Source organism: Parafrankia discariae (assembly GCF_000373365.1).
Classification (GTDB): domain Bacteria; phylum Actinomycetota; class Actinomycetes; order Frankiales; family Frankiaceae; genus Parafrankia; species Parafrankia discariae.
This window is the reverse complement of sequence record NZ_KB891192.1, coordinates 81,872-94,983: the sequence shown is the minus strand read 5'-3', so window position 1 is coordinate 94,983 and position 13,112 is coordinate 81,872. Positions and strand designations below refer to the sequence as shown.

At 74.0% G+C, this 13,112-nt stretch carries 13 protein-coding genes; 12 read left to right on the top strand and 1 reads right to left on the bottom strand.

The window, feature by feature from the left end; genetic code table 11:
• Positions 1–5: 5 nt before the first annotated feature.
• Genes B056_RS0110665 through B056_RS0110645 form a run of 5 tightly spaced genes read left to right on the top strand, consistent with a single transcriptional unit; the run spans position 6 to position 5,354 of the window.
• Positions 6–1,052, top strand: a complete 1,047-nt coding sequence (locus B056_RS0110665) for an LLM class flavin-dependent oxidoreductase (protein WP_035751214.1) — start codon at positions 6–8, stop codon at positions 1,050–1,052.
• Positions 1,049–1,864, top strand: coding sequence for a sugar phosphate isomerase/epimerase family protein (locus B056_RS36070; protein WP_051105590.1), 816 nt, complete (start codon positions 1,049–1,051; stop codon positions 1,862–1,864). Before B056_RS0110665 ends, B056_RS36070 begins: the two co-directional genes overlap by 4 nt.
• A 49-nt stretch (positions 1,865–1,913) precedes the next feature.
• Complete coding sequence (locus tag B056_RS0110655; RefSeq protein WP_018501853.1) at positions 1,914–3,080, top strand: thiolase family protein; 1,167 nt, start codon at positions 1,914–1,916, stop codon at positions 3,078–3,080.
• Positions 3,077–4,177 (top strand): LLM class F420-dependent oxidoreductase, encoded by a 1,101-nt coding sequence (locus tag B056_RS0110650; RefSeq protein ID WP_026239543.1) that lies wholly within the window; start codon positions 3,077–3,079, stop codon positions 4,175–4,177. Before B056_RS0110655 ends, B056_RS0110650 begins: the two co-directional genes overlap by 4 nt.
• Before the next feature lie 19 nt (positions 4,178–4,196).
• Positions 4,197–5,354, top strand: coding sequence for an acyl-CoA dehydrogenase family protein (locus B056_RS0110645; RefSeq protein WP_018501851.1), 1,158 nt, complete (start codon positions 4,197–4,199; stop codon positions 5,352–5,354).
• Here B056_RS0110645 and B056_RS0110640 read toward each other — a convergent pair.
• Positions 5,340–6,209: an IclR family transcriptional regulator gene (locus tag B056_RS0110640; protein ID WP_018501850.1), complete on the bottom strand. Its 870-nt coding sequence runs from the start codon at positions 6,207–6,209 to the stop codon at positions 5,340–5,342. The two genes, B056_RS0110645 and B056_RS0110640, sit on opposite strands and share 15 nt — an antisense overlap.
• Positions 6,210–6,274: 65 nt before the next feature.
• Here B056_RS0110640 and B056_RS0110635 point away from each other — a divergent pair, with 65 nt between their 5' ends.
• The 7 genes from B056_RS0110635 (at position 6,275) to B056_RS0110605 (ending at position 13,096) form a co-directional block, all read left to right on the top strand.
• Positions 6,275–7,090 (top strand): crotonase/enoyl-CoA hydratase family protein, encoded by an 816-nt coding sequence (locus B056_RS0110635; RefSeq protein ID WP_051105589.1) that lies wholly within the window; start codon positions 6,275–6,277, stop codon positions 7,088–7,090.
• Entirely contained in the window at positions 7,087–8,226 is a 1,140-nt protein-coding gene (locus B056_RS0110630; protein ID WP_018501848.1) for a CaiB/BaiF CoA transferase family protein, read from the top strand. The genes B056_RS0110635 and B056_RS0110630 overlap by 4 nt, the downstream gene beginning before the upstream one ends.
• 82 nt (positions 8,227–8,308) lie before the next feature.
• On the top strand, positions 8,309–9,094 hold the full coding sequence (locus tag B056_RS0110625; RefSeq protein ID WP_018501847.1) for an SDR family NAD(P)-dependent oxidoreductase: 786 nt from the start codon (positions 8,309–8,311) through the stop codon (positions 9,092–9,094).
• Positions 9,095–9,123: 29 nt separating this feature from the next.
• The gene (locus B056_RS0110620; RefSeq protein WP_018501846.1) at positions 9,124–10,221 is read left to right on the top strand and encodes a phosphotransferase family protein; all 1,098 of its coding nucleotides are present in this window, start codon (positions 9,124–9,126) and stop codon (positions 10,219–10,221) included.
• A gap of 6 nt (positions 10,222–10,227) precedes the next feature.
• Entirely contained in the window at positions 10,228–11,037 is an 810-nt protein-coding gene (locus B056_RS0110615; protein WP_018501845.1) for an enoyl-CoA hydratase/isomerase family protein, read from the top strand.
• A 225-nt stretch (positions 11,038–11,262) separates the two neighbouring features.
• The gene (locus tag B056_RS0110610; RefSeq protein WP_018501844.1) at positions 11,263–12,237 is read left to right on the top strand and encodes an NADPH:quinone oxidoreductase family protein; all 975 of its coding nucleotides are present in this window, start codon (positions 11,263–11,265) and stop codon (positions 12,235–12,237) included.
• Between the two features lie 94 nt (positions 12,238–12,331).
• Positions 12,332–13,096, top strand: coding sequence for a crotonase/enoyl-CoA hydratase family protein (locus B056_RS0110605; RefSeq protein WP_018501843.1), 765 nt, complete (start codon positions 12,332–12,334; stop codon positions 13,094–13,096).
• Positions 13,097–13,112: the final 16 nt, after the last annotated feature.

The following is a 13,112-nucleotide window of genomic DNA, read 5'->3' as shown; positions in this document are numbered from 1 at the left end:
ACGGCATGCCGTGGCGCGGGGCGGAGGCCGCGCGGGCCGCCGAGCAGGCCGGCATGACGGCGTTCTGCAGCGGCGAGTTCGTGGACCACGAGGCCTACGCGTCGCTGACCGAGATGGCGCTCGGCACCGAGCGGGCGCTGGTCGGCCCGGCCATCGCGTACGCGTTCGCGCGCACGCCGTACGCCCACGCGGCGGGGATCCGCAGCGCGTGGGCGCACGCTCCCGGGCGGGTGTTCCTCGGTCTCGGCTCGGGGGCCTACCGCATCAACCGGGACTGGTTCGGCGTCGAGGCCGACCGCCCGGTGGCGCGGATGGCGGACCTGGTCGGGGCGATCCGGGCGTGGCTGCACGCCGAGAACGGCCAGCCGGTGACCTACGACGGCGAGTTCTACCGGGTCAACGCGTCGGTCGGCGCCCCCGTCCTCGGCCGGATCGACGCCCCGATCCTGCTCGCCGGGTTCAACCGGCTGATGGCGGCGAGCGCCGCGCGGGTGGCCGACGGGGTCGTCGGGCACGGGCTGTTCACCCGTACCTGGTGGGAGGACGTGGTACGGCCGGCGATGGCGCGGGGCGCGGCCGACGCCGCGCGGGACACCCCGGCGCTCGAGCACGGCTGGGTGATCACCGCGATCGACGACGACGACCCCGGGCGCGCGGTCACCGACGCCCGGCGCATGATCGCGTTCTATCTGACCGTCAAGACCTACGACGCGTACGTCGCCCATCACGGCTGGGTCCCGCAGGTCGAGGCGATCCGCGCGGCGTTCGCGCGCCGCGACAGCGACGCCATGGCCGCGGCGGTCACGGACGACATGGTCGAGCAGATCGCGATCTGCGGGACGACGGCCGACGGCCGCGCGGCACTGGCTCGTCGCGGTGACTCGCTGCCGCGCGACGTCGCCTACCTCGCGCCGCCGTCGTACCTGGTCAGCGGGCGCCGAGGCCGGCGCTACGCGCTCGCGAGCCTCGGCCTGCTCGACGGCGCCACGAGCCCGCCCGGGCCCGCACTGGTCGAGTCCTCGCCGGTCGAGTCGTTGTCGGCGCAGCGGTGAGTCCGCACCCGCGGGTGTCGGTGAGCGGCCTGTGCTTCCCGGAGCTGTCCGCGCTCGACACCCTGGAGGCCGTCGCGGCGCTCGGGGTCACGAACGCCTCGCTGACCGGGGCGAAAGTACGCGCGGCCGGCGCCGAGGCCGTCGCCGCGGCGAGCCGCCGGCACGGCGTGCGCGTGGTGACCACGACGGCGGCGCTGGGCCTTGATCTGCGGTCCGGCGCCGGGGCCGTCGCCGCACAGCTGCGCGAGGCGCGGGTGGACGTCGACAACGCCGCCGCCGTCGGGGCGGGCACGGTGTACGGGCTGACCGGACCCCGTCCGGGCGCGGACTGGGACGCGGGGGCCGCGGCCTACGCGGATGCCGTCACCGAACTCGTCGAGCACGCCGCCGGGCGCGGGGTGACCCTCGCGGTCGAGCCGGCGAACTGGCTGTACGCCGACCTCACGTTCGTCCATTCGTTCCGCGACGCGCTGCGGCTCGCCCGCCGGGCCGGGATGGGCGTGTGCCTGGACCTGTTCCACGTCTGGACCGAAGGCGGACTGCGGGCGGAGATCGCCGCGAACGCCGACGCCGTCGTGCATGTGCAGCTCAGCGACATGGTCCTCGGCGACCGGACGCTGCCCTGCCGGGCCGTGCCCGGCGACGGCGACGTACCTCTGGCGAGCCTCGTGGGCTGGCTGCTCGAGGCCGGCTACCAGGGCGTCTTCGACTGCGAGCTGAGCGGGCCGCGGATCGACGCCCTCGGGACCCGGCCGGCGGCGGCCCGGGCGGTCACGTGGCTGACCGACCTGCTCACCGACCTCGGCGCCTGACAGGCCCGGCGCCGGGCAAGCCCACCGTTCATCGAGGAGAGGTACAGCCATGGCCCACGCCGTGATCGTCAGTGCGGTGCGCACGCCCATCGCGACGTCGTTCAAGGGGACGCTGCGGGACACCCCGGCCGAGGAGCTGGCCACGGTGGTCGTCCGGGCCGCGGTGGACCGCTCGGGGCTGGCGCCCGAGGACGTCGACGACGTCATCCTCGCCGAGGAGCTGGCCGGCGGCGGCGACATCGCCAGGTACGCCGCCTTCGCGGCCGGGCTGACGGCGGCGCCGGGCCAGGCCGTGAACCGCCACTGCGCGGCGAGCCTCGCGGCGGTCGGCAACGCGGCGGCGACGATCCGGGCCGGGATGGACCGCGCGGTCGTCGCCGGCGGCACCCACTCCTCGTCGATGAACCCCAGGCTGTCGTGGCGGGTGCCCGGATCGGACGAGCCGCGCGCCGGGTTCAACCCCACCTTTCCCTACTACGAGGGCGCCACCGACGACGTGACCCTCGCCGTCGGCTGGAACACCGCGCTGGAGGTGGGCATCACCCGCGCGGAGCTGGACGCCTGGGCCAAGCGCTCCCACGACCGGGCGATCGCCGCGATCGACGCCGGCGTCTTCGACGACGAGATCGTCCCGATCGACGTCGTCGCGGCGGGGGAGAAGATCCGCTTCGCCGTCGACGAGCACCCGCGGCGGGGCTCGACGCTGGAGAAGCTGGCCACGCTGAAGCCGCTGCGCCCCGAGATCGAGGGCTTCGGCATCACCGCGGGGAACGCGAGCGGCGTGAACGACGCCGCCGCGGCCCTGATGATCGTCAGCGACGACCTCGCCCGGGAGCGAGGCCTCACCCCGCTGGCCCGGGTGCGGGCCTGGACGGCCCTCGGCGTGGCCCCGCACCGCACCGGGATGGCCGGGGTGGAGGTCATCCCGCGGGTGCTGGAGCGGGCCGGGCTCGGGGTGGCCGACGTGGACGCCTGGGAGATCAACGAGGCCTTCGCCTCGGTCCCGATCGCCGCCTGCCGCCTCCTGGGGGTCCCGGACGATCTGGTCAACCAGTACGGCAGCGGCTGCAGCCTCGGGCATCCGGTCGCCGCCTCCGGGGCGCGGATGCTGACCACGCTGACGCACCACCTGCGCCGGCGCGGCGGCGGGATCGCGGTGGCGGCGATGTGCGCCGCGGGCGGCCAGGGCGGCGCAGTGGTCATCGAGGCGCCGTGAGGGTCGGGATGCCGCTGAAGTACTCCGGCGGCTTCACCGAGACCGTCGCGGACCTGCGCGACTTCGAGGCGGCCGGGCTCGACCTGGTCATGCTCCCGGAGGCCTACAGCTTCGACTCGGTGAGCCAGCTGGGCTACCTGGCGGCCAGGACCTCGACGGTGCTGCTGGCCACCAGCATCCTGAACGTCTACTCGCGCACCCCGGCCCTGCTGGCCATGACGGCGGCCGGGCTGGACTACGTCTCCGACGGCCGCTTCGTGCTCGGCCTGGGCGCGTCGGGGCCACAGGTGGTCGAGGGGTTCCACGGCGTGCGCTACGACGCCCCGCTCGGGCGCACCCGCGAGGTCGTCGAGATCTGCCGGGCGGTCTGGCGGCGCGAGCCGCTGCGCTACGAGGGCCGGCATTACCACCTGCCGCTGGACGCCGCGCACGGCGGCAGCGGTCTGGGGAAGCCGCTGAAGCTGATCAACCACCCGGTTCGGTCCGCGGTGCCGATCGTGCTCGCCGCGCTGGGACCGAGGAACGTCGAGCTGGCCGCCGAGATCGGCGACGGCTGGGAGCCGATCTTCTACTTCCCCGAGGCCGCGCCGGCCGCCTTCGGTGCGGCGCTGGCGGCCGGTCGGGCTCGGCGGCCGAGCACATTGGGGCCGCTCGACATCGTGGTGCCCACCCAGCTGCTGATCAGCGAGGACGCCGTGGAGATCGAGACCGCCGTCCAGGCCGTGCGCGAGCACCTCGCGCTCTACGTCGGCGGCATGGGTGCCCGGGGCCGGAACTTCTACAACGAGCTCGCCGGCCGCTACGGGTTCGCGGCGGCGGCCGCCGAGGTGCAGGACCACTACCTCGCCGGGCGCAAGGCGCAGGCCGCTGCCGCGGTGCCGGAGCGGCTGGTGCGTGGCGTCTCGCTGATCGGGCCGCCCGGGTACGTGCGGGAGCGGGTGGCTGCGTTCGCCGAGAGCGGGGTGACCACGCTGAACGGGCTGCCGCTGGCCGGAACCCACCGCGGGCGGCTCGCCGACGTCGAGCGGCTCAAGGAGTACGCGTCGGCGTCGCTTCCCGGAACTTATCGTGATAGGTATAATGAGCTAACTAATTAATGGCTATTGCGTGGGGTGAATGATGTCGACGGTTCTCCTCGGTGACGAGGAACGCGCCTTGCGCGACTCGGTCCGGTCGTTCCTCGACAAGGTGGTCGCGCCGGAGGTCGGGGAGCACGAGCGGGCGCGCACCTTCCCGTGGGAGCTACTGCCGCAGCTCTACGACTTCGGCTACGTCCGCGGCGGGGTGCCCGAGGCGCTCGGCGGCGACGAGCTGCCGATGATGATGCAGGCGATCCTCATGGAGGAGGCCGGCCGCTGCTGGGGCTCCCTGCGCACGACGGTGAACGTCCAGGGCATGGTCGCCCGGACGCTGGCCGCCGCGGCCGACGAGGACCAGCGGGCGCGGTTCCTGCAGCCGCTGCTGGCCGGGAGCCGCTTCGGCTGGTTCGGGCTCACCGAGCCCGGCGCCGGCTCCGACGCCGGGGCGCTGCGCACGATCGCGCGCGCCAGCGGCGACGGCTACCTGGTGAACGGCAGCAAGCTCTACATCACCAACGCGCTGGGCTGCGACTTCGGCATCCTGTTCGCCCGGGTGGTCGATCACGACGGGACCGATCACGGGGTGACGGCGCTGCTGGTCGACGCCGCCGAGTCCGAGTTCGGCGTGCACGACATCCCGCACATGCCGCTTCGCTCGACGACCAGCTGCGAGCTGTCCTTCCAGGACACCTATGTTCCCGCGGCCAACGTGCTCGGCACGCTGGGCGGCGGGCTGTCGCTGGGCATGAAGGCGGTGAACGCGGGGCGGCTGAACATGGCGATGGGCGCGGTCGGCCTGTCCCAGGCCTGCCTCGAGGCGTCGATCGCGTTCTGCCGGCAGCGGGAGCAGTTCGGCAAGCCGATCGCCGCCTTCCAGCTCATCCAGCAGATGGTGGTGGAGATCGCCACGCTCACCGAGACCTCACGGCTGCTGGGGTACAACGCCGCGCGGGCCATCGACGCCGGCGAGCCGGGTCGCTACGAGTGCTCGATGGCGAAGTACTACTGCGGGGAGTCGGCGGGCCGGGCGGCCACGCTGGCCCTGCAGGTGCACGGCGGCGCCGGGCTGATGGAGGAGTCGCCGGTGGAGCGCTACTTCCGCGACGCGCGCGAGGCGACGATCCCGGAGGGCACCAGCCAGATCCAGATCCTGCACCTGGGCAAGGCGCTGCTCGGTCACTCAGCCCTGCGGTGAGCGGACCTCGTCGAGGTCGTGGACCTCGTCGGCCTGATCTACCGGGCCGGTGGCGGCGGTGACCGCCGCGAAGGGGCGGCCGATCCGGTCGCAGGCCAGCCGCAGCCGGGCGCCGATGTCCGCGGTCAGCTCGTCGGTGAAGCGGCTGGTGAAGCCGACGGCCGCCGCGACCAGTGACACCGAGCCGTCGGTGTCGAACACCGGTGCCGCCACCGTGCTCACGCCGAGGGCGAAGCCCTGGTGATCGACCGCCCAGCCGCGCTCGCGGACGGCGTCGAGCTCGCGGGCGAACTCGGCCAGGTCGGTGGTGCTGCGTTCGGTGAACCGGACCAGCCCGCCGGCCAGCGCCTCGGCCGCGGTCGCCGGCGGGTCGAACGCGAGGAACGCGCGCCCGAACGAACCGCCCTGGATCGGCAGCCGCGCGCCCGGCTCGACGGTGATGTGCACCCCGTGGTCACGTTCGAACCGGTCGATGATGGACACCTCGCCGGTGCCGATCCGGCGGTAGAGCACGACCGTGGCCTCGAACTGGGCGACCAGCCCGGCCAGGTCGCGCCGGGCCACCGCGACCAGGTCGAACTGCCGGCTGGCGGCGTTGCCGAGCTCCACGAGCGCCGGGCCGAGGGAGTAGGTGCGGGCGCGCTGGTCGTAGCGGACCGCGTCGAGCTCGACGAGCGAACGCAGGATGTAGAAGGCCGTGCTCTTGTTGAGCCGGGTGGCCGCCACGATCTCGGTCAGCGGCGCCGGCCCGGACCGGGTCAGCGACAGCAGCACGCCGAAGGCCCGCTCGATCGCCGGTACCCGCGAGGCGGGGGCGTGGAGTTCGTGGCCGGTCCGGCTGTCTCGGTCCGGCATTCGTCCTCCTCGAAGGTGCGGTCTTGACGGCGTGCGGCGCACCTGGTGATGCTAATGCCAGAACAATGTTCTCTATAGAGAACCTGAGCAAGGAGCCTCCGCTGCCAGCATCAGCTCCCTCGGACGACGTCCTGGTGCGCCGTGAGGACGGGGTCCTCACGATCACGATCAACCGTCCCGACCAGCGCAACGCCGTGAACGGCGGGGTCTCCCGCGGCATCGCGGCCGCCCTCGACCTGCTCGACTCGACTCCGGAGCTGCGGGTCGCGGTGCTGCACGGTGCCGGCCCGAGCTTCTGCGCGGGCATGGACCTCAAGGCGTTCGCCGCCGGGGAGAAGACCTCGGACCCGGTGCGCGGCTTCGCCGGGCTGGTCGAACGGCCGCCCGCGAAGCCGTTGATCGCGGCGGTCGAGGGGTGGGCGTTGGGCGGCGGCTTCGAGATCGTCCTCGCCTGCGACCTGGTGGTGGCGGGCCGCGGGGCGCGGTTCGGGCTGCCGGAGGTCCGTCGCGGGTTGGCCGCGCGCGGCGGCGGCGCCTTCCGCCTGCCGCGCCGGCTGCCCCACATGCTCGCCATGGAACTGCTCCTCACCGGCGCCCCGCTCGGGGCCGAGCACGCCGCCCGGTTCGGCCTGGTGAACCGGCTGGTCGACGACGGCGGGGCGCTGGCCGGCGCCCTCGACCTCGCGGCCGTGGTCGCCGGCAGCGCGCCGATGTCGGTGCGGGCGTCCAAGCGGGTCGCGGTGGAGTCCGCCGACTGGCCGGTCGGCGAGGGTTTCGAGCGGCAGCGGGCGCTGTTCGAACCGGTGTTCGCCTCCGGCGACGCGGCCGAGGGCGTGGCCGCCTTCCGGGAGCGGCGCGCTCCGGTCTGGCGGGACGCATGACACAGGCGCTGGACGACGTCACGGTCGTGTGCCTGAGCGCGCTCGGGCCGGTCCCGTTCGCGGCCATGCTGCTCGCCGACCTGGGCGCCCGGGTGATCCGGATCGACCGGGCCGACCGGCCCGGTGGCGTCACCGGCCTGCCGCTGGAGGACGATCCGCGCACCCGGGGGCAGCGTGGCATCGGGGTCGACGTCCGGCATCCGTCGGGTCGTTCGGTGGTGCTGCGGCTGGTCGAGACGGCGGACGTGTTCCTGGAGGGAATGCGCCCCGGCGTCGCCGAGCGGCTCGGGCTCGGCCCGGACGAGCTGCTGGCCGTCAACCCTCGCCTGGTGTACGGGCGGGCGACGGGCTGGGGGCAGTCGGGCCCGCGCGCGCAACAGGCCGGGCACGACATCAACTATGCCGGCCTCGCTGGCGGCCTGTACCCGACCGGACCGGCCGAGCTGCCGCCGCTGCCGCCGCTCAACCTGCTGGCCGACTTCGCCGGCGGCGGTTCCTACCTCGCCCTCGGCGTCCTCGCGGCCCTGCACCACCGCGCGGCGACCGGCCGCGGCCAGGTGGTCGACGCGGCCATGGTCGACGGCGTCGCAAACCTCACGGCGATGATGCACGGGATGCTCGCGGCCGGTCTGTGGAGCGATCGCCGCGGCGACAACCTGCTCGACGGCGGCGCCCCGTTCTACCGCACCTACCGCACCGCCGACGACGGCTTCGTCGCCGTCGGCGCGCTGGAGCCGCAGTTCTACCGGCTGCTGCTGGAGAACCTCGGGCTCGACCCCGCGCGGTGGCCGCAGCACGACCGGTCGACGTGGCCCGAACAGGAGCGCGTCCTGGGGGAGTTGTTCGCCGCGCGCACCCGGGACGAGTGGGCGAAGCTGTTCGACGGCGTCGACGCCTGCGTGACGCCGGTGCTGAGCCTGGCGGAGGCGGCGGCCTCGCCCGAGCTGCGCGAGCGCGGGACGTTCGTCGAGTGGGGCGGCGTCGCGCAGCCGGCGCCCGCGCCCCGGCTGTCCGCGTCCCCGGCCGTCGAACGTCCCCGGTCGGGCTGGCGCAGCCACTCGACCGAGATCCTGATCGAGCTCGGGCTGACCGAGACGGAGCGGGCGGCGCTGCGCGACGCGGGTGTGATCGCTTAGGGCTCCGGCGGCGCCCGCGGCCGTTCCGGCCCGGCGACCCACCGACCACCGACCGCCGCATGACGACGATCGAAGGAGATCCATGCCCGACGAGAAGCCGGACGCCGAGACGCCGGCCAAGGAACACACCGGCAAGGTCGCGCTGATAACGGGGGGCGGCCGCGGCTTCGGCAAGGCGTTCGGCGCCGCGCTGACCGAGCGCGGGGCGCATGTCGTGCTGGCCGACATCGACGGTGACGTCGCCGCGGCCGCCGCGGCCGAGCTCACCGCGCTCGGCGGCAGCGCGACCGGGGTCGCCTGTGACGTGACGGACGAGGCCCGCGTCGGCGAGGTGGTGGCCGACATCGTCCGCACGCACGGCGGGCTGGACATCCTGGTCAACAACGCGGGGCTGCACTCGGCCGCCTTCAACAAGCCGACCGCCGAGCTCGGCGCCGGCCGGATCCGCCGGCTGTTCGAGGTCAACGTGATGGGTGTCGTCATCTGCACGCTGGCCGCGAAGGACGCGATGGGCGGGCGGCCGGGCGCCGCCGTCGTCAACATCTCCTCCTCGGCGGCCTATGCCAACCGGACCGCCTACGGCGTCTCCAAGCTCGCGGTGCGCGGCTTCACCGCGCAGTTCGCCCGCGAGCTGGCCACGGCCGGCGTCCGGGTCAACGCGATCGCCCCCGGGCTGATCCTGACCGACACCGTGCGGGCCGAGCTGCCCGCGGCCGAGGTGGCGCGCGTCCTCGCGCAGCAGGTCCTGGCGCGCGAGGGCGAGGAGCGGGACGTGGTGAACGCGCTGCTCTACCTGGTCTCCGACGCGGCGGCCTTCATCACCGGGGAGACGCTGCGGGTCACCGGCGGGTTCGCGCTCTCGGTCTAGCCGACCCGAGCTGAGGAGATGGGACACGCATGGCAGAGCACCAGGCTGGGACGGCTCACCAGGCCGAATCAGCCCTGACCGCCGACCTGGCGAGGCGGCTGGCGGACCGGCTGCCGAGGTGGCGTGACGGGGCGCGGGTCAGTGAGGTCCGCCCGCTGACCGGCGGCACGTCGAGCCTGACGTTCCTCGTCGACGTGGCCGGCGTGCCGGCGGGGGAGTCCCCGATCGTGGTCAAGCTCGCGCCGCCCGGCCTGGCGCCGGTCCGCAACCGCGACGTGCTGCGGCAGGCGCGCGTGCAGGCGGCGTTGCAGGGCGGGGGGCTGCAGGACGGGGGGCTGCGCGACGGGCGGCCGGGGGACGGCCGGCGGCAGCTGGCGCCCGACGTCCTGTTCTCCGATCCCGGATCGCCGCCCGGGATCCCGCCGTACATGGCGATGAACCTGGTTCCCGGGGAGTGCGTCGAGCCGGTGCTCAGGCCGGTCGCGGACCGGCCCGCCCCCGAGCTGGTACGCGCCCGTTTCCTCGACGCGGCCGGCGTCCTGGCCGACCTGCATGATGTCGAGCCGGCGGCCGTCGGCCTCGCCGACGAGCCGGTGGTGGACCTGGCGGCGGAGATCGGTCGCTGGCTCCGTGCCTTCGAGACCCTCCCCGACGCCATGCGCGGCGACTACGACCGTGCCGCCGGCGCGCTGGTTTCGACGATCCCCGCGGCGCTGCCGCCCGTGATCAACCATGGCGACTACCGGCTGGGCAACACGCTGTGCGACGGTGCCCGGCTCGCGGCGGTCATCGACTGGGAGATCTGGACCGTCGGCGACCCGCGGGTGGACCTCGCCTGGCTGACCTTCTTCACCGATGACGCCGGTCATCCCGCGGCCGAACCGGGTCCGCCGGCCGGCACCCCCACGCCCGGCGAGGTCATCCGGGCCTACGAGCGCCGGCGCGGGGTGCCGATCGCCGACCTGGACTGGTTCCACGCCCTGACGCGCTACAAGGAGGCGGCGGCGACCGGGCTGCTGCTGAAGCGGGCGGCCAGGACCGGCCGGGAGGTGAACGGCGCGCTGGCGCGGATGGTGTCCGCGCTGCCGGGACTGGTCCAGGAGACGCTGAAGATCGTGGGGGACTGATCCGACATGCCCCGCCCACCCGACGGCGACTGGCTCGGCACCCCGTACCTGAGACTCGAGCGGCACGAGCCGTTCGGACACCTGGTCGTGGACCGTCCCGAGGCCCGCAACGCGCTCACGCCCGCGATGTACTTCGGCGTGCGGTACGCCGTCCGGCGGGTCGACGCGGACCCGACGCTCGCCGGCCTGCTGATCACCGGGGTCGGCGACGTGTTCATCCCCGGCGGCGATCTGGGCAGGAACGCCGACGACCACTGGCTGCACCTCGGCGGGGTTCCCGGCGCCATCGACGTGCTTCCCTTCGACGTCCTGCGGCAGAGCGTCAAGCCGGTGGTGGCGGCGGTGAACGGGATCTGCCAGGGCGGCGGCCTCATGATCGCGCTGTGCGCGGACGTCGCCGTGGTGAGCGAGCGGGCGACCTTCCGGGTGCCGGAGCTGCTCCGCGGGATCTCGGACACCTACTTCGCCTCGGTCCTGGTTCGGCTCGTCGGGCCGGTGCGCACCCGCGACCTGATGCTCACCGGTCGCACGTTCACCGCCCGGGAGGCGTTCGAGTGGGGCCTGGTGAGCCGTGTCGTCCCGCATGACGAGCTCCTGGACGAGGCCGTCGCGGCGCTCGCCCAGTGCTGCCAGACCGCCCCCGGTGCCCGCCGTGACGTCAAGCGCGTGCTGGACCAGTACGTCGGGCTGCACGACCGCATCGCGTTCTTCGACAGCCTGCAGCGGGACGAGTCGCGCGAGGGCTTCTCCGCCTTCATCGAGAAGCGTTCGCCCACCTGGGTGCCCGAGTCACTGCGCCGTGACGCCCGCGCCTGACCGGAGCACCGGCGGAGGGCGGTCGCGCCGGTACCGGGCGCTTGCCGTCCAGCGCAATCTAATATAACTTAGTTATACAATTGAGGGTAGGTCTGACGGGTGTGGTGTCCCGGCCCGGCCGCGGCCCACGTACGGAGGTTCGATCATCAAGCGACCCGGTGAGAACCCAGGCAGGATCCGAGCCCGAGCCGCCTGCGGGCCCCGCCGCGCGGGTCGGGAGACGCGGTGAGGGCCGCCCGCGTCGAGGTGTACGGCGGTCCGGCCGACGTCGTCCTCCGTGACGTCCCCGCTCCGGAGGTGACGGCGGGCCACGTCGTCGTCGACGTGGCCGCGGCCGCGCTGAACTTCCCCGATCTGCTGCTGATCGCGGATCGCTACCAGGTGTCGGCCCCGCTGCCCTTCACCCCCGGCTCCGAGTTCGCCGGCCGGGTGGCGGCGGTGGGGGAGGGCGTCACCGGTCTCGCTGTGGGTGATCCCGTTCACGGCTCGGTGTTCTCCGGCGCGATGGCCGAGCAGGTGCTGGCGCCGGCGACCGCGGTCTCACTGATCCCGCCCGGGTTGTCGATGGTCGAGGCGGCGGCCTTCCGGGTGACCTACCTGACCGCGTACCACTGCCTGGTCACGATCGGAGAGCTGGCGCCCGAGCAGTGGGTCGTCGTCCTGGGGGCCGCCGGCGGCGTGGGTTCCGCGGCGGTCGACATCGCCGTCAGGCTCGGTGCCCGCGTCATCGCCGCGGCCTCGTCACCCGAGCGGCTGGCGGTCTGCGAGGAGCTCGGTGCCGAGGCGTGCATCGACTACACGACGGAGGACCTCAAGCTCCGGATCAAGGAGATCACCGACGGCGGCGCCGACCTCGTCGTCGACCCGGTCGGCGACCGGTGGGCCGAGCCGGCGCTGCGCGCGATCCGCTGGGGCGGCCGCTTCGTCGTCGTGGGGTTCGCGGGCGGCGAGATCCCGCGGATCCCGCTGAACCTCGTCCTGCTGAAGAACATCACGGTGCGTGGGATCGAACTGCGCACGTGGTCGGTGCGGCTGCCCGAGGAGACGGCGCGGGCGCGCGAGGGGCTGGCGAAACTGGTGGCGCAGGGGATGCGGCCGCTCGTCTCCGAGGTGCACGACCTCGGCGACGTGGCCGTCGCCCTGCAGCGTGTCGCCGACCGGGCGCCGACCGCCAAGGTCGTCATCCGCGTCGCGGACTGACGGCGCCGCCCGCAACGCGAGAGCTTCGAGCGCGAGAGCTTCGACTACGCGAGCTGCACTACGAGAACTTGGACCGCGAGAACGAGGAGACGGCATGGCAGACTCGGTGCTGGTCGAGCGGCAGGGCGCCGTCCTGGTCATCACGATCAACCGTCCGGAGGCCCGGAACGCGCTCGACGCCGAGGCCGCGCGAGGAATCGCGGCGGCAGCCGACGAGCTGGACGGCGACCCCGAGCTGCGGGTGGGCGTGCTCACCGGGGCCGGCGGCTCGTTCTGCGCCGGCATGGACCTCAAGGCGTTCCTGCACGGTGAGACCCCCAACATCAAGGGCCGCGGTTTCGGCGGCATCACCATCACGCCGCCGCACAAGCCGCTGATCGCCGCGGTGGAGGGCTGGGCCCTGGCCGGCGGCTTCGAGCTGTTGCTGGCGTGCGACCTGGTCGTGGCCGCGGAGACGAGCAAGTTCGGCGTACCCGAGGTCAAGCGGGCGCTGGTGGCCGGCGGCGGCGCGGCGATGCTGCTGCCGCGCCGGATCGCCTTCTCGGCCGCCCTGGAGCTCCTGCTGACCGGTGAACCGGTGACGGCCGGGCGGGCGGCGGCGCTGGGGCTGGTCAACCGGGTCGTGCCGGAGGGCGGCGCGCTGGCCGGGGCGCTCGAGCTCGCGGCCAAGATCGCCGCCAACGGGCCGTTGGCGGTGGCGACGACCAAGCGGATCGCCCGGGCGCAGGCCGACTGGACGACCGAGGAGGGCTGGCAGCGGCAGGCCGAGTTGTGCGCCCCGGTGTTCGCCTCCGAGGATGCCCGCGAGGGCGCGACCGCCTTCGCCGAGAAGCGCCCCCCGGTGTGGCTCGGCCGGTGACGGCCGGCATCACGGG

Excerpts from the sequence above, each read along its gene's own strand:
- B056_RS0110645 (WP_018501851.1), top strand. The coding sequence starts at position 4,197 with ATGATGTCGACGGTTCTCCTCGGTGACGAGGAACGCGCCTTGCGCGAC.
- B056_RS0110605 (WP_018501843.1), top strand. The coding sequence starts at position 12,332 with ATGGCAGACTCGGTGCTGGTCGAGCGGCAGGGCGCCGTCCTGGTCATC.
- B056_RS0110665 (WP_035751214.1), top strand. The coding sequence starts at position 6 with ATGCCGTGGCGCGGGGCGGAGGCCGCGCGGGCCGCCGAGCAGGCCGGC.
- B056_RS0110630 (WP_018501848.1), top strand. The coding sequence starts at position 7,087 with ATGACACAGGCGCTGGACGACGTCACGGTCGTGTGCCTGAGCGCGCTC.
- B056_RS0110635 (WP_051105589.1), top strand. The coding sequence starts at position 6,275 with ATGTTCTCTATAGAGAACCTGAGCAAGGAGCCTCCGCTGCCAGCATCA.
- B056_RS0110655 (WP_018501853.1), top strand. The coding sequence starts at position 1,914 with ATGGCCCACGCCGTGATCGTCAGTGCGGTGCGCACGCCCATCGCGACG.
- B056_RS0110640 (WP_018501850.1), bottom strand. The coding sequence starts at position 6,209 with ATGCCGGACCGAGACAGCCGGACCGGCCACGAACTCCACGCCCCCGCC.
- B056_RS0110615 (WP_018501845.1), top strand. The coding sequence starts at position 10,228 with ATGCCCCGCCCACCCGACGGCGACTGGCTCGGCACCCCGTACCTGAGA.
- B056_RS0110625 (WP_018501847.1), top strand. The coding sequence starts at position 8,309 with ATGCCCGACGAGAAGCCGGACGCCGAGACGCCGGCCAAGGAACACACC.
- B056_RS0110620 (WP_018501846.1), top strand. The coding sequence starts at position 9,124 with ATGGCAGAGCACCAGGCTGGGACGGCTCACCAGGCCGAATCAGCCCTG.